The 16,255-nt window shown below is 31.9% G+C and carries 17 protein-coding genes and 1 tRNA gene; 11 read left to right on the top strand and 7 right to left on the bottom strand.

Annotated elements, in window-relative coordinates:
- Positions 1–4 precede the first annotated feature (4 nt).
- The 8 genes from ACFFGL_RS09165 to ACFFGL_RS09130 all read left to right on the top strand — a co-directional run bounded on the left by ACFFGL_RS09165 (position 5) and on the right by ACFFGL_RS09130 (position 7,119).
- Positions 5–1,876, top strand: coding sequence for a M1 family metallopeptidase (locus tag ACFFGL_RS09165; protein ID WP_374708745.1), 1,872 nt, complete (start codon positions 5–7; stop codon positions 1,874–1,876).
- 63 nt (positions 1,877–1,939) lie between these two features.
- Positions 1,940–2,308 (top strand): ribonuclease P protein component, encoded by a 369-nt coding sequence (gene rnpA, locus ACFFGL_RS09160; RefSeq protein ID WP_309726734.1) that lies wholly within the window; start codon positions 1,940–1,942, stop codon positions 2,306–2,308.
- 5 nt (positions 2,309–2,313) lie between these two features.
- Entirely contained in the window at positions 2,314–3,936 is a 1,623-nt protein-coding gene (locus ACFFGL_RS09155; protein ID WP_309726735.1) for a S41 family peptidase, read from the top strand.
- 7 nt (positions 3,937–3,943) lie between these two features.
- Entirely contained in the window at positions 3,944–4,144 is a 201-nt protein-coding gene (locus ACFFGL_RS09150) for a hypothetical protein (RefSeq protein WP_309726737.1), read from the top strand.
- Entirely contained in the window at positions 4,122–4,604 is a 483-nt protein-coding gene (locus ACFFGL_RS09145) for a nucleotidyl transferase AbiEii/AbiGii toxin family protein (protein WP_309726738.1), read from the top strand. Before ACFFGL_RS09150 ends, ACFFGL_RS09145 begins: the two co-directional genes overlap by 23 nt.
- Positions 4,600–5,418, top strand: a complete 819-nt coding sequence (locus ACFFGL_RS09140) for a DUF1853 family protein (protein WP_378928492.1) — start codon at positions 4,600–4,602, stop codon at positions 5,416–5,418. Before ACFFGL_RS09145 ends, ACFFGL_RS09140 begins: the two co-directional genes overlap by 5 nt.
- 98 nt (positions 5,419–5,516) lie before the next feature.
- On the top strand, positions 5,517–6,332 hold the full coding sequence (locus ACFFGL_RS09135; protein WP_309726740.1) for a DUF547 domain-containing protein: 816 nt from the start codon (positions 5,517–5,519) through the stop codon (positions 6,330–6,332).
- 115 nt (positions 6,333–6,447) lie between these two features.
- Positions 6,448–7,119: a TIGR04283 family arsenosugar biosynthesis glycosyltransferase gene (locus tag ACFFGL_RS09130; protein ID WP_309726742.1), complete on the top strand. Its 672-nt coding sequence runs from the start codon at positions 6,448–6,450 to the stop codon at positions 7,117–7,119.
- Between the two features lie 75 nt (positions 7,120–7,194).
- On the opposite strand, the gene ACFFGL_RS09125 is transcribed toward ACFFGL_RS09130, so the two are convergent.
- The 5 genes from ACFFGL_RS09125 to ACFFGL_RS09105 form a co-directional block, all read right to left on the bottom strand.
- On the bottom strand, positions 7,195–8,733 hold the full coding sequence (locus ACFFGL_RS09125) for a SulP family inorganic anion transporter (RefSeq protein WP_309726743.1): 1,539 nt from the start codon (positions 8,731–8,733) through the stop codon (positions 7,195–7,197).
- 301 nt (positions 8,734–9,034) lie between these two features.
- Positions 9,035–9,475: a GNAT family N-acetyltransferase gene (locus tag ACFFGL_RS09120; RefSeq protein WP_309726745.1), complete on the bottom strand. Its 441-nt coding sequence runs from the start codon at positions 9,473–9,475 to the stop codon at positions 9,035–9,037.
- 12 nt (positions 9,476–9,487) lie between these two features.
- The gene (locus tag ACFFGL_RS09115; protein ID WP_309726746.1) at positions 9,488–10,405 is read right to left on the bottom strand and encodes a cation diffusion facilitator family transporter; all 918 of its coding nucleotides are present in this window, start codon (positions 10,403–10,405) and stop codon (positions 9,488–9,490) included.
- An 11-nt stretch (positions 10,406–10,416) separates the two neighbouring features.
- Positions 10,417–10,848 carry a ribose 5-phosphate isomerase B gene (gene rpiB, locus ACFFGL_RS09110; protein WP_309726748.1) on the bottom strand — a complete coding sequence of 144 codons (432 nt, stop codon included), beginning with the start codon at positions 10,846–10,848 and terminating at the stop codon, positions 10,417–10,419.
- Positions 10,849–11,617: 769 nt separating this feature from the next.
- The gene (locus ACFFGL_RS09105; RefSeq protein ID WP_309726750.1) at positions 11,618–11,779 is read right to left on the bottom strand and encodes a hypothetical protein; all 162 of its coding nucleotides are present in this window, start codon (positions 11,777–11,779) and stop codon (positions 11,618–11,620) included.
- A gap of 231 nt (positions 11,780–12,010) precedes the next feature.
- Between ACFFGL_RS09105 and rnr the strand changes: the two genes are divergently transcribed.
- The 3 genes from rnr to ACFFGL_RS09090 are packed head-to-tail and all read left to right on the top strand — an operon-like array spanning position 12,011 to position 15,625.
- Positions 12,011–14,212, top strand: coding sequence for a ribonuclease R (rnr, locus tag ACFFGL_RS09100; protein ID WP_309727154.1), 2,202 nt, complete (start codon positions 12,011–12,013; stop codon positions 14,210–14,212).
- Positions 14,213–14,214: 2 nt separating this feature from the next.
- Positions 14,215–14,892, top strand: coding sequence for a head GIN domain-containing protein (locus ACFFGL_RS09095; RefSeq protein WP_309726752.1), 678 nt, complete (start codon positions 14,215–14,217; stop codon positions 14,890–14,892).
- 46 nt (positions 14,893–14,938) lie between these two features.
- Entirely contained in the window at positions 14,939–15,625 is a 687-nt protein-coding gene (locus ACFFGL_RS09090; RefSeq protein WP_309726754.1) for a LysE family translocator, read from the top strand.
- Positions 15,626–15,756: 131 nt separating this feature from the next.
- Here the strand turns inward: ACFFGL_RS09090 and ACFFGL_RS09085 are convergent.
- Positions 15,757–15,827, bottom strand: a tRNA-Cys gene (locus tag ACFFGL_RS09085).
- A 52-nt stretch (positions 15,828–15,879) separates the two neighbouring features.
- The gene (gene folB, locus ACFFGL_RS09080) at positions 15,880–16,236 is read right to left on the bottom strand and encodes a dihydroneopterin aldolase (protein ID WP_309726756.1); all 357 of its coding nucleotides are present in this window, start codon (positions 16,234–16,236) and stop codon (positions 15,880–15,882) included.
- Between the last annotated feature and the right edge of the window lie 19 nt (positions 16,237–16,255).

The following is a 16,255-nucleotide window of genomic DNA, read 5'->3' as shown; positions in this document are numbered from 1 at the left end:
TTTTATGAAGTTTATTAAAAACACATTTCTTTTTATTACCCTCATTTCAGTTGTTTCTTGCGGAACAACTGAAATGTCTACTAAAATTTCAGCAAAATCATCAAATTCTACTTATTGGCAACAACATGTAGATTACACGATGGATGTTGATGTTAATGCAAAAGATTACCAATATACCGGAACGCAAGAGCTGGTTTATACTAACAATAGTCCCGATACGTTAACGCAAGTTTTCTATCATTTATATTTTAATGCTTTTCAACCGGGAAGTGAAATGGATGTAAGATCTAGAACTATTCAAGATCCAGATAGTCGTGTTGGTGATAGAATTAGTAAACTTTCTGCAGATGAAATCGGTTATTTAAACGTCAATAAACTTACGCAAGATAATACTGATTTAGATTATAAAATAATTGGTACAATTCTTCAAGTTGAATTAGACGAACCTATTTTACCGGGAAAGAAAACTACGTTTAAGATGAATTTTGAAGGGCAAGTTCCTGTACAAATTCGTCGTTCTGGAAGAAATAATGAAGAAGGCGTCGCTTTATCGATGACGCAATGGTATCCTAAATTAGCTGAATACGATTTCGAAGGTTGGCACGCAGATGCTTACATCGGAAGAGAATTTCACGGCGTTTGGGGAGATTTTGATGTAAAAATAACAATCGATAAAGATTATGTTCTCGGCGGAAGCGGTTATTTACAAAACCCAAACGAAATCGGGCATAACTACCAAGATAAAGGAAAAGAAATAAACCCAACAGGTGAAAAACTAACGTGGCATTTTAAAGCACCTAATGTACACGATTTTACCTGGGCTGCAGATCCCGATTTTGTACATGATAAACGCGTAGCAAAAGACGGAACTATTCTTCATTTTTTATATAAAGATAATCCTGCTTACGATAGTGAAAATAATTTCACCGAAAATTGGAAAAAACTACCCGAAAAAACCGAAGAATTATTACTTTATTATAACAAACATATTGGTCCGTATCCTTACGATCAATATTCTGTAATTCAAGGTGGCGACGGCGGAATGGAATATGCAATGTGTACTTTAATTACCGGAAATCGTAGCTTCGGAAGTTTAGTTGGCGTAACCGCTCACGAATTTGCACATTCTTGGTTTCAGTTTTTATTAGCTACAAATGAAGCACAACACGAATGGATGGATGAAGGTTTTACAACCTATATTTCAACCTTAGCTGAAGAAGAAGTGATGAATAATTCTAGTGAACATCCACTTTCAAATTCCTACCGAGGTTATTACTATATGGCAAATTCGGGAAAAGAACAGCCACAATCTACACACGCAGATCGGTATGAAACGAATCAAAATTACGGAATTACAGCTTATGCAAAAGGTTCTGTTTTTCTAAGACAGTTAGAATATTTAATCGGAAAAGAAAATGTGGATAAAACCTTAAAGCGTTATTATAACGAATGGAAATTTAAGCATCCAACGCCAAATGATTTTATTCGCGTAGCCGAAAAAGTTTCTGGAGCACAACTTTCTTGGTATTTAAACGATTGGACTAAAACTACCAACACGATAGATTACGCAATTCAAGAAGTAACTTCAGAAGGAAATAACACCAAAATTACGTTAGAGCGAAAAGGCTTAATGCCAATGCCAATTGATTTAAAAGTGACATATAGCAACGGCGAATCTGAAAATTTTTATATTCCATTGCGAATGATGTATTGGCAAAAGCCAACTTCAGCTGAAAAATTAAGTGATTGGCCGTGGGCAAATCCTACAAAAACGATAACTTTATTAGCCGACAAAGAGAATATTTCGAAAATTGAAATCGATCCTTCTCAAAAAATGGCAGATGTAAATCGAGAAAACAACGTTTACACAAAATAAGTATAGATTTAAAAAAATTCTAAACCCCGCAAATTTGCGGGGTTTTTTTATATTTACATTCTTATGAACCAAAGCTTCGGAAGAAAAGAAAAGCTAAAAAGCAAAATTTTTATCGGGAAATTATTTTCCGAAGGAAAAACGCTAAAAAAATTTCCCTTAAAATTAATTTATACTGAAATTGAAACTTCAGAAAACCTAAATCAAATTGGTGTTTCCGTTCCGAAGAAAAATTTTAAACTCGCTGTAAAACGAAATTATTTAAAACGTTTACTACGAGAATCTTATCGAAAAAATAAGTATATTGTTTCTAGTTCAGAAAAACAATTTGCGATGATGTTTATCTATCTCGGAAAAGAGACCTTAGAACTTTCTGTTATAGAAGAACAAATGCAGAAATTGTTAGCAGAATTTGTTACCAAAGAAAAATTATAATGAAGATGAAGAAGCGAATTTTACTCCCTATTCTTGCCGTAGGAATATTTTTTACCACCACAAGCTACAAGTCAGATTTTTTTGAAATTGCCAAGCAAATAGAGATTTTCACTACATTGTTTAAAGAGTTAAACATGAATTATGTAGATGAAACCAATCCGGCAGAATTAATGGATACCGCGATTACGGCGATGCTGGAAGATTTAGATCCGTATACAAAATTTTGGAACGAACAAGAAGTTGAACAAGCGCGCATTCAAAATTCTGGCGATTATACCGGAATTGGCGCTTCTATTGAAACCCGAGAACATAAAATTACTATTATTGAACCCTATAAAGGTTATCCTGCCGATAAAGCCGGTTTAAACGCGGGAGATGAAATTATAAAAATTGGCGATATCGATGTTTCAGATTTCCAAGATGATGCGGGAGAGCTTTTAAAAGGCGCTCCGGGGACTTCCGTAGAAATTACGTTTAAAAGACAAGGGAAAGTTCAAAAAACAACACTTAAACGTGAAGCGGTAGAATTGCACGCGGTTCCGTTTTACAAATTAATGAACAAAAATATCGGTTATATTGTCCTTTCAAAATTCAATAGAAAAGCTTCTAGTGAAGTCGCAAAAGCATTACAAGAATTAAAAGCAGAAGGTGCCACAAAAATCGTGTTAGATCTACGTGGGAACCCCGGCGGTTTACTTTCAGAAGCAGTAAATGTGACTAACATTTTTGTACCGAAAGGTGAAACTATTGTAACCACAAAATCGGTTATCGATAAATACAATAAAGCATACCAAACGCAACGTGACGCAATCGATACACAAATTCCGTTAGCAGTTTTAATTAATGGAAGAAGTGCTTCAGCGAGTGAAATTGTTTCGGGAAGTTTACAAGATTTAGACCGTGCGGTAATTATTGGAGCGAGAAGTTTTGGAAAAGGCTTGGTTCAACGTCCAAAAAAATTAACCTACGGAACTCAACTAAAAGTTACCATTTCACGCTATTATACGCCAAGCGGAAGATGCATTCAGGCGTTAGATTATTGGCATCGTGATGAAAAAGGAAATGCCACCAGAACACGCGAAGAAGATTATAATGAATTTACCACTAAAAACGGAAGAAAAGTTTACGATGGCGGCGGAATTTTACCTGATATTCAACTGGAAACTTCAGCGTATAGCGGAATTACAAATGCGTTGTTAGAACAAAATGCTATTTTCGATTTTGCAACAAAGTATTATTACAACCATGAAATTAAAAAGTTAGAAGAATTTAATTTTACGGATGCTGACTACAATAACTTTAAAGATTTCTTGAAAAAAACAGATTTTAATTACCAAACCAAAACGGAGAAGGAATTAAAAAATGCTCTTGAAATTGCCAAAGATGAAGGCTTTAAAGAAGTAATTCAAAAGGAATATAAAGATTTATTAGCTTCTATTGAAAAAGCTAAAGAAGAAGATTTAGAAGAGAAAAAACCTGAAATTGAACGTTTACTTATCGATGAAATCTTAAAACGTTATTTTTACGAAGAAGGTTTATACACGTATTATTTAACGCACAATCCTGAAATTTTGAAAGCGCGTGATATTCTGAATAATTCAAATGAATATCAACAAATTTTAAAGTAATTTAAAAATGAAGGTTTCTTTTACAACTAAAGCGGAAAGTAATAAAATGCAACAAACGGATTTTTTAAAATTAAGTCCGTCAGAACGATTTTATGCTTTTTTAGAACTAAGTTATCGGCTAAAAGATTTTCCTAAAAAAAATAAGCAACTTGAAAAAGGAGAGAATTTTATAATTCAAATTTCCAATGCAAAAAGACTGGAAAAATAAAATAAATACTTTTATTGAACTTTGCCACAAAAACAACGTAAGAATGTTAATGGTTGGTGGCGGAGCGGTTAATTTTCATGGCTATCAAAGACATTCTGCCGATGTAGATTTTTGGATTGAAACTTCTGAAAATAATTTTCAAAAATTATTAAAAGTTTTCCGTGCTATGAATTATGAGCTCGATGATTTTCCTTTAGAAGTAAAAAACAAGCACAAAAATATTTCGGTTAAATTCTCACCAGAAGATTTAAATTTAGAATTAATCACAAATTTTTCTTCTTTTAAAACCTTTGAAGAAGCTTATAAAAATAGTGAAAAAGTAGAAATTGAAGGTCATCAACTTTTAAAATGGCGCGTGCTTTCCTATGAAGATTTAATTGAAAGTAAATTACGGGCAAAAAGACCGAAAGATCTATTAGATGTTCAACAACTTCAAGAAATAAAAAAGAGAAAAGATTAGGTCTATTCAGCAACAATATCAAGGTTTTTTAAATACGAAATCGCTGTGGAAAGGAAAATTATTTGATTTATCCTCGTTTGAAATTCCCACACAAAAAACACAGGATTCACTTCCCGAAAATTTTAAACTTCCGGAAAGTTTAGTGTTAGGAAAACGAGCCGAACGATTTTTTGAAATCGCTATAAATCAAGACGAAGATTATAAATTTCTTGCCGGAAATCTTCAAATAATTCATGAAAAACAAACCCTGGGTGAATTCGATTTTTTTCTGAAAGAAAAGGCTTCTAACCAAATTTTTCACGTTGAATTAGTTTACAAATTTTATGTCTACGATCCTGATTTTGAAAATGAACTAGACTGCTGGATTGGCCCGAATAGAAAAGATAGTTTGATTCGGAAAATTAAGCGGTTAAAAGAACACCAATTGCCGTTACTTTTTCGGGAAGAAAGTTCAGATTCGCTGAAAAAATTTCAATTAAATCCTGAAAGTATACAGCAAAAAGTCTGTTTTAAAGCGAATTTATTTATTCCAAAGCGATTTCAACATCAAACTTTTTTGCATATTAATAACGATTGTATTGTTGGTTTTTGGATTCATTCAAACGAATTTACAAAAGCTGAATATGGATCTTTTCAATTTTATTCTCCCAAAAAGAAAAATTGGCCAATTGAACCAGAACAAAACCAAACTTGGAAAAATTTTGATGAAATAAATTCAGAAATCGAATATCTTTTTCAACATAAAAAAGCCGCTTTACTTTGGATGAAAAAAGACACGCAAACGTTTGAACGTTTTTTTGTGGTTTGGTGGTAATTTTCTTTCTTCCAATATTACAGACTATAAGTTTAAAAATAACTTCAACTTTTTTTCGTATTTTTTCGTAGGTATTTAAAACCAAAAGTGTGTTTGCTATGAAAAATTTAAATGTTCAATTTAAACCTTTATTTACGCTACTTTTTTTATCGAATTTTATTTTTATAATAGCTTGTGGACAAACGGCAAAAAGCACACAAAACCTTAAGATTTCTCAATCACAAGTAGATCCTTTTCAACTTTCCAAGAATTTTTTCTATGCGGTAAAAGAAGGAAAAAATGCCGAAAAATATGTTATGCAATTAGCGAATTTACCCAAAGAAACGCTGAAAAAAACTTTAAATACCGATACGAAGAAAAAAGCGTTTTGGCTAAATATTTACAATACGTATGTACAATATTTATTGAAGAAAAATCCTGATTTATACAAAAATAGATCTGACTTTTTTAAAGATGAATTATTTACCATTGTGGGCGAAAAATTAAGCCTCGATGATATTGAACACGGTTTTATTCGGAATTCGCGCGTAAAATTATCATATGGGCATTTAAAAGATCCGTTTGCTTCAAAATTTGAAAAAACCTTCCGCGTGAGCGAAGTAGATTGGCGCATTCATTTTGCATTGAATTGTGGTGCTAAAAGCTGTCCGCCAGTCTATTTTTATGAAGTAAATTCGTTGGATGAACAATTAGAAAAATCGGCAAAAAATTACCTCAGCAAAGAAGTGAATTACAAAAAAGCAGAAGAAAAAGTTTTTGTTCCACGTTTAATGGATTGGTTTCGGGCAGATTTTAATGGAAAAGATGGTGTGATAAAAATTTTAAAAAATTATAAGTTAATTCCGCAATCTTCAGATCCTGATGTAGAGTTTCTTGATTATAATTGGGAATTAGATTTAGATAATTACCGATAATTTTTATAAAACAGATTAAAAATCACATAGAGGATTTTGTATTTCCTATTTAGAAAATTCACTTAATAAATAAAAAATGGCTGAAAAACTAGCTTAAATTTTCAAATTTCAATCGATGACCATTAGCATTATTATTCCCATAATTAATGAAGAAGAGAACCTTAAAATTCTTTTACCGCATTTAGTGGAAAGTAAAGCAAAAGAAATAATTATTGTGGATGGTGGAAGTAAAGATGAAAGTAAAAAAATAGCAAAATCTTTTGGCGCTTTAGTGTTCGATTCGGCTAAAAGTAGAGCAAAACAAATGAATCTTGGCGCGAAAAAAGCTTCTGGCGATATTCTCTATTTTGTGCACGCAGATAGCATTCCGCCTAAAAATTTTGATGACGCTATTTTAAAGGAAATTAAAAATGTTCCTTTTGGTTGTTTCCGCTCGTTATTCAATACGAATAATAAATTCTTACTGCTGAATAGTTACTTTTCCCGCTATAAAGGAATGATGTTTCGCGGCGGCGGACAAACCTTGTGGATTACTAAAAATTTCTTTGAGAAACTCAACGGTTATGATGAATCGCTAAAACTGATGGAAGAATATGATTTTATAAAACGCGCTTCAAAAATAGCGGATTATAAGGTTATTCAAGAAGATGTTTTAGTAAGTACCCGAACCTATGATAAAAATGGAAATTTTAAAACACAATTGGTTTACGCGCTAATTATGTTTGGTTTTTTCCGCGGCATTGAAAAAGAAAAATTACTAAAATTCGGGAAACGTTGGTTAAGTTAAATGTGAATCGATATTTTTTATAAAAACAGCCGAAAAAATAAATTTTTCGGCTGTTTCAATTAGATAATTCTACATTTAATAACTATCTGAAACTACTTTATAGGTAGGATCTTCAATTATATTTACATCTATAATTTTATCAGCATTGTGTAATAATCTTCTACAATCTGAACTAAGATGTTTCAAATGAATTTTTTTACCTTCTTTTTGGTAACGTTCTGTAATTTTATTTACTGCATCAATCGCACTCATATCGGTAATTTTACTTTCAGCAAAATCTATAACTACTTCTTCAGGATCGTTTTCTACATCAAATTTTTCAGCAAAAGCAGCTGTTGAACCGAAAAATAGCGGTCCGTATAATTCATAGTATTTAACGCCGTTTTCATCAATTCTTTTTCTTGCACGAATTCGTTTTGCACTTTCCCAAGCAAAAACTAAAGCCGAAATAATTACACCAATTAAAACTGCTAAAGCTAAATTATGCATTACAATTGTAATAATTGTAACGACTAACATAACAAAAATATCATGTTTTGGCATTTTTGTGAATGCTCTAAAGCTTGTCCACTCGAACGTACCAATAGCTACCATAATCATTACACCAGTTAAAGCTGCCATTGGTAATAATTCAATTACCGGAGCACCAACCAAAATAATAACCAAAATAGTTAACGCTGCAATAATTCCTGATAATCTTGCTCTAGAACCTGAGGATAAGTTTACCAAAGTTTGTGCAAGCATTGGGCAGCCTCCCATTCCGTAAAAAAATCCGTTAGCAATATTTGCAGTTCCTTGTGCTAGACATTCTCGGTTACTATTTCCTTTAGTTTTTGTAATTTCATCAACTAAATTTAAAGTCAATAAACCTTCTGTTAAACCAACCGCTGCCATTATTAATCCGTAAGGAAGAATAATTTGTAAAGTTTCTAACGTAAACGGAATCTCAGGAATATGAAAAGGAGGTAACGTACCACTTACCGAAGCAATATCTACTACTTGTTTTGTATCTATATCGAACCCAAGAACAATTCCAAAAACTACCAAAATTGCTACTAATGAAGCCGGAATAGCTTTAGTAAATTTTGGAAGAATTAATATAATAGCAATTGTTAAAGCGACCAAACTAGCCATTATTAAAAATGGCATTCCAGTGATCCAAGAAACTTCGCCATTAATGACCGTTTTAAATTGTTCTAATTGCGCCATAAAAATTATGACTGCCAAACCATTTACAAAACCAAACATAACCGGTTGCGGGACTAAACGAATAAATTTACCAAGCTTAAAAACTCCTACAATTAACTGAATGACTCCCGCTAAAGCAACAGCAGCAAAAACGTAATCTAAACCGTGTGAATTCATTAAAGCAATTAATACGACTACAGTGGCACCTGCTCCACCAGAAACTAAACCAGGTCTACCACCAAAAATAGCAGTAATTAAACCCATAATAAAAGCTCCATATAAACCTACAAGTGGAGGAAATCCTGCGAGAATAGCAAAAGATAATGATTCAGGAATCATTGTCATAGCTACGGTGAGACCTGCGAGAATCTCAGTCTTATAATTTACTTTTTGATTAAAATCGAAAAGGTTAAATACTTTTTTCATAAAAAGTTGAATGTTAAAAAGTGAGTGCTTTCAGTATACCGAAAGCGAGAATTTTTTTATTGAAATATATTCTTTCCTGAAATTGAAAAGATAAAAGTGCTTTACATGGAAGATAATTCCGCTATGGCGGCGTAAGTTTGAAGTTATATGTGATAAGATTCTTTTTCATAAGAGCGCGCAAAACTATTCATAAAAAGACATTTGCACAAACAATTTAGATGATAATCGAAATTTAAAATACTTGTAAGTCAAATGGTTTCTTTTAAAATGAAGCGTGAGGTGGAAATGAAATGCTGAAAATTTATTTTTTTATCATCGCGATATGCGGAATGCCATCTTCTAAATAACCTTCACCAATTTGCTTAAAATTATGTGTTTCGTAGAATTTAGTGAGGTATTGTTGCGCAGATAATTTTATGTGAGAAGTAGTAAATTTTTTATGAATAGCTTGAATAGAAGCTTCTAAAATTTGGTGTCCTAATTTATTTTTTCGTTCATTTTCTTGAACCACTACGCGACCAATGGCGGCTTCTTCAAAATAAATTCCGGGAGCAAAACAGCGTGTGTAAGCCACAATTTTATCAGATTTTTTTCCGATTATATGAAGCGCTTCTTGGTCTTTTCCGTCGATATCTTGATAAACGCAATCTTGCTCTACCACAAAAACTTCTGAACGTAATTGTAAAATTTGATATAATTCAGTTAAAGTTAATTCTTCAAATTTTTTAATGGAAATTTTCAATAGAAAATAGATTTAATCTTGAACAATAATGGCTTTACTATCGGGTTTATTAAATTCTGGTTGAATGTTAATATGGTTAATCCCGAATTCTTTTTGAATTACTTTTTCAATTTTCTCTAATATTAAATCGAATTCAGACAAGGTAATATTTTCATGAAAATCCATATGTGCTTCCAGATGAACTTCATCTTCATTGAGTTGCCAAATATGAATGTGATGGATATTTTTTACCTTTTCAATTTTACAGACTTTTTCAACTATATCTTGAATCGTAATTTCATTGGGCGTAAAAAGCATTAAAACCCTAAAAGAAGATTTTAGCAAATCGAAACCTACAATTATTAAATAAATGGCGATTCCTGCAGTTAAAAGACTATCTACCCAATAAATTTGATAGAATTTCATTAATAAACCACCAATTAAAACTGCTACGGAAGCTAACATATCGGTTAATAAATGTAAATATGCAGAGCGCATATTCATATTGGTTTTGCTGTCTTTTTTCATAAGCAAGACACTAAAACCATTTCCGGCGATGGCTAATAAAGCCAGCCAAATTACCATTTCAGAATTTATAGCTTGCGGCTCTAAAAAACGTTCGACCGCTTCTTTTATTAATAAAATTGCAATGACAATTAGGGAAGCCGCGTTTACAAAGGCTGCAATAATTTCGGCGCGTTTATAACCAAAAGTTTTACTGACTGAAGCATCTTTTCCTGCCATTTTATTGGCAATAAAACTAATAATGAGTGAAAGTACATCACTAAAATTATGCAACGCATCAGAAAGTAATGATAAACTTCCGCTTATTAAACCGCCAATTACTTGGGCTAGCGTAATAACGATATTTAGAAAAATGGAAAAAAGTAAGTTTTTCCCATTTACCGGCGTATGTGAATGGTTGTGATTATGGCTGTGTGAAGAACCCATACATTATTAACTTATTGACAGGCTATTTTTTCGACTCTGCGTTGGTGTCTTCCGCCTTCAAATTTTGTATTTAAAAATATTTTTACCATCTCTAAAGCTTGATGTTCTGAAGTAAATCTTGCGGGAATACTTAAAATATTTGCGTCGTTATGTTCTCGCGCTAACGTGGCAATTTCTGACGTCCAACATAAAGCAGCACGAACATTTTGATGTTTATTAGCCGTCATTGCAGCACCGTTACCGCTCCCACAGATAATGATTCCTAATTCAACTTTTTTATCCTCTACATCTTTTGCAACCGGATGTACAAAATCTGGATAATCTACACTTTCTTCAGCGTCTGTTCCGTAATTAGAAATTTCTATACCTTGGGATTGTAAATAATCTACAATCGTTTTTTTATACGAAGTTCCGGCGTGATCATTACCAATAGCTATTTTCATGAGTCCTTTTTAAGAATTTTTACAAAGGTAAACAAAGCCTTTTTAACTCCAATTTATTGCTTGTTAATTAAAATTCACAATGCGTTATTTTATAAGCCTTTAGAATTAAACACTAATTGTGAATAAGTTTAGGTTACTTTTTATAAGCTTTTTTTGCAATTCAATTAAAAAAATCAATAAGGACGAAATTCTTAGATTTCAAAATTGAGTTGTTAGTTTTTCTCGAAAAGTTATGAAGAGGTAAAATTGAATTATTAACAACAAAAATTGAAGCTTAAAATTAACCTTAAGTCTTGTAAACTATTTTCAACAAATGTTAACAACATATTAAAATTCCTTAGTTTTCAAGCCTTTAAAATTAACAATCCAAAGTATTATATGTTTACAGAATATCAATTTCAACTTTACCTAATTTAAATCTGATAAAATATACCGCTATTCACAAGCAATCATAATCATCATTTATTTTTTTAAATTTAAAGAAAGAAGAAATATAATCATGTATACTGTTAACAAGTCTGATTGTATTTTGAATTTTATTTGAAAGTTCTCTTTAATTATTTTTGAATTAAATTCTGAAGATTGAAATACTGCCTAACTTTTAAACTAGCGTAGAAAACTTAGGAAATTCTATAATTAGAAGAGTCAGAAATTAACTTTTATGAAACTGAAAAAAATGATTGCAGGTTTCCTAAATAAAAATCTTTAAAGAATAAATAGAAATAGGGAAGGTTTCTATTAGAAAAAAATCAAAAAGTAAAGCTAAAAATTAAGCAAGCTCACTTAATTTTACGAGACTTATAGCAGTTTGTCTTTTAATTTCATCATCAAACGAGTGATTTAAACTGAAATTAATAATGTAAATAACCGTCACTACTCCTAATAAAAAGATAAGAATAAATAAAAATTGAAGTTTACGTGGTTTAAACATGGTTATTTTGTAAAAATAATTTTATAATAATCAAATTACATTACCAAAAATAATAAATTTTAAATAATATTTAACAAATTAAGGTAAAATTAATTTTAAGTATTCATTAAATCTGATGAAGAGCACTTTTTAAAAAACGAAATGTTAAAAGCTGACTTAACAAAACTTTAATTAGAAAGATATTGAATGTCGAATTTAAACTGTAATTTTAAAAGCAATAGAATTCAATACATGACAAAACGAAAAAAGAAAAATAAAGGCAATCAAAAGATTGAAAATCTTTCAAAACAAATACTCACTATTTTAAGAAAAAATGCTTCTGAAGCATTGAATTATAAACAAATTGCTGCAAAATTAAACGTAGATGATGCGAATAGCAGAAATCAAATTATTCGAAAATTAGCACATCTTGCCGGCAAAAAACAAATCATTGAAACCGATCGCGGTAAATTTCAAATCAATGAAAAACGAGATTATTATGAGGGCTTTCTCGAAATCACTTCAAAAAAAGACGGTTATGTAATTGTAGATGGGTTAGAAGAAGATATTTTTATTCCAAATAAAAATTTAAACAAAGCTTTTCACGGCGATTTTGTACAAGTTTATGTCTATAAACGCCGTAGAAGACGTAACAATGAAGGTGAAATTACCCAAGTTTTAGAACGTAAGAAAACTACATTTGTTGGCGTTTTACAATTGCAACAAAACTTCGGGTTTGTAGAAGTGAAAAGCGGAAAAATGTATACCGATATTTTTGTGCCGAAAAACAAAACCATGAAAGCCGAAGATAATACGGTGGTTTTAGTTGAAGTAGAAGATTGGCCGGACGACGCCGATTCACCTTTCGGAAAAGTAATTGAAATTTTAGGAAAACCCGGTGAACACGAAACCGTGATGCAATCTATTTTGGTTGAAAACGGTTTACCGCACGATTTTCCAAAAGAAGTAGAAGAATTTGCAGATCAAATCGATACATCCATTCAAGAAAGTGAAATCCAAAAGCGTCGTGATATGCGCGAAACGCTCACGTTTACGATAGATCCTAAAGATGCGAAAGATTTTGATGATGCGTTGAGTTTTAAAATTCTTGAAAACGGAAATTATGAAATCGGAATTCACATTGCCGATGTTTCGCATTATTTACAACCGGGAACCATTCTCGATGAAGAAGCTTACGAACGCGCAACTTCAATATATTTAGTAGATCGCGTGGTACCAATGTTACCAGAAGTTTTATCCAATAACGCGTGTTCACTTCGCCCAAATGAAGAAAAATATACCTTTTCTGCTGTTTTTGAAATGAATAAAAAAGCGGAAGTTGTAAACCAATGGTTTGGTAGAACGGTAACTTATAGCGATGCGCGATTTGCTTACGAAGAAGCACAACATATAATTGAAACAAAAGCAGGCGATATACCAAGTGATATTTCCATTACCGATAAAATGTACACTACCGCACCAGAAATTGTAGATGCGGTTTTAACCTTAGATAGTTTAGCGAAAAAAATGCGTGCAAAACGCATGAGTCAAGGAGCAATTTCTTTTGATAAAGTTGAAGTAAAATTCAATTTAAATGAAGAAAACGAGCCTATTGGTGTTTATTTTAAAACATCAAAAGACGCCAATAAACTCATCGAGGAATTTATGTTGTTAGCCAACAGAAAAGTTTCAGAATTTGTCGGAAAAAAAGAACCGAAGAAAACATTTGTTTACCGTTGTCACGACGAACCGGATGATGAAAAATTAAATTCCCTTCAAAATATTGTATCGCAATTCGGGCATTCCATTAATTTAAAAGATAAAAAAAGTATTAATTCTTCTTTAAATAGATTATTAAAGGATGTTGAAGGAAAAAAAGAACAAAATTTAGTCGATACCCTAACTATTCGCACCATGAGTAAAGCCTATTACAGTACGAATAATATTGGGCATTACGGGTTAGCATTCGATTATTATTCGCATTTCACCTCGCCAATTAGACGTTATCCGGATGTAATGGTTCATCGTTTGTTACAAGCCTATTTAGAAGGTAAAGATTCTGCCAATCAAGATGATTATGAAGAAAAAAGTGCGCATTGCAGCGATATGGAAAATTTTGCAACCAATGCAGAGCGCGATTCTATAAAATATATGCAAGTAAAATTCATGAAAGATCATGAAAACGAGCAGTTTTTAGGTGTAATTTCTGGCGTAACCGAATGGGGAATTTACATTGAAATTGAACAAAATAAATGCGAAGGAATGGTTCGTTTACGAGATATTAAAGAAGATCACTTCGATTTTGACCAAGAACAATATGCAATTGTGGGTAGAAATACACATAAAACGTATCAACTTGGCGATGAAGTTTATGTAACTGTAAAAAATGCCGATTTGGTAAAACGCCATTTAGATTTTAATTTAATAGGCACAAAAGCTGAAGTAGAAATGTAATTATGAAAACCTATATTTTATTAGTTATCAGTTTATTATCGTTGCAAGCGTTTGCACAAGAAATTGAAATTAAAATCGAAGAAGATTTTAATGAAATAAAAATATTCAATAAGATTAATGCAACTTTAATTCCTTCCACCGAAAATAAAATTATTGCCAAAGGTGTAGAAAAGGAAGAAGTAGAAGCAAAAGTGCATGGAAATGTTCTGAAGATTAAATCTGAACTCGATAATATTTGGAGTGAAGATGACACGCAAGTAGAAATTTACTATAAATCTTTTGAAATTTTAGATATAAACGAAGGCGCTGAAGTCGATGCTTCTAAAATTATAAAACAAGAAAATTTAACTGTTTCAGCACAAGAAGGAAGCAGAATTGCGTTAGAAATAGAAGTTAAAAACCTAAAAGTAAAAATTTATACCGGCGGATCAATTTATTTATATGGTAAAGCAGACCAACAAGAAGTTTCTATAAAAGCTGGTGGCGAATATGAAGGCAAAGAATTAATAACGCAATCTACCAATGTAAAAGTAAGTGCCGGTGGCGATGCTGAAGTAAATGCAAGTGAAAGTTGCAATGCAAAAGTTAGTGCTGGCGGTTCTATTTATGTGTATGGAAATCCTTCAGAACTCAATCAAAAAACTACCTTCGGAGGGAAAATTGTAAAAAAAGAAGAATAGCGTTTACAATTTGTTAACTTTGTATGTATAAAAGTAGTTTAACTTCATGGTTCAAGATATTTTTGCAGCGATTCCTTTAGGCTTATTTCTTGCTTTTTTATTAGGACCTGTATTTTTTGTTTTACTAGAAACTGCCGCAATTAAAGGATTTAGAGCGGCAATTTTTTTTGATATAGGTGTAATTCTTTCCGATGTAATTTTTTTACTCATCGCTTATTTTAGTACCAGTAAACTTTTAAACAGCATAAAAGACGATCCTGGTTTGTTCATTTTCGGTGGGTGTATATTAGCCACATACGGGATTGTTACCTTCATAAAAGAAAAAAAAGTTATTCCGCATCCCGAAGATTCTGAAGTTCGTAAATTAAAGAAAAGCGATTTCGTAGGTTTAGTGGTTAAAGGTTTTCTACTGAATTTTGTAAATATTGGCGTACTAGGTTTTTGGCTTGGTTTAATAATTGTCTTTGGACCTACGATGGATATGGATCCTGAGCGTTTATTGGTATTCTTTACTTCAGTAATAATTACTTATTTTATTATTGATATTCTAAAAATACTTCTAGCGAAAAAACTAAATCATAAATTAACACCTAATCGCATTTATCGCCTTAAAAAGGGAATTAGCATTTTAATTGTATTCTTTGGCGTTATATTAATTAGCAGAGGTTTATTTCCTTCAGAAATGGATAGTATCGAAAACGAAGTAGAAAATATAATGCCAGGAAAGGAATAGTAAATGACTTCGAGGAAATTCCAAAAGTTATTTCTTAGAAACAAATTTTTAATTTCTAGACAAGTCGCCATTAATAAAAACCCTTTGGTGGTAAAAATAAAAAAAGCTTCCATAATTGGAAGCTTTTTCTGAGGTGCCGAGCGGATTCGAACCGCTGTAGATGGTGTTGCAGACCACTGCCTAGCCACTCGGCCACGGCACCCTGTTAAATACTAGGAATGCAAATGTAATAATTTTTAATTCATTCAAGCAAATTATTGTTGCTTAGAAAGTACAATTGTTACGTTTTCAACGTCGCCGCCCAAAGGAGGATTAATTTTTGAAACTTCAACTGTCGCTTTTTCAACATTTTGCAATTCTTTAAAGATTCTATCTAAAATTCGTTGGGCAACGTGTTCTAATAATTTAGAACGAATATCCATTTCTTCTTTTACAATCTTGTTTAAATGCACGTAATCTACCGTATCTTTTAACTCATCACTTTTAGCTGAAAGACTTAAGTCGGCTTCAATTTGTAAATCTATTCGGTAATCGCTACCAATTTTTCCTTCTTCAGTTAAACACCCGTGATGCGCGTAAGAACGAATGTTATTCAATTTAATAATTCCCACAATAAAATTTTTTACGAAG

The sequence above is a fragment of the Mesonia maritima genome, assembly GCF_042433895.1.
Lineage (GTDB): Bacteria > Bacteroidota > Bacteroidia > Flavobacteriales > Flavobacteriaceae > Mesonia > Mesonia maritima.
The sequence above is the reverse complement of the archived record's forward strand: the minus strand, read 5'-3'. Positions and strand labels throughout refer to the sequence as shown.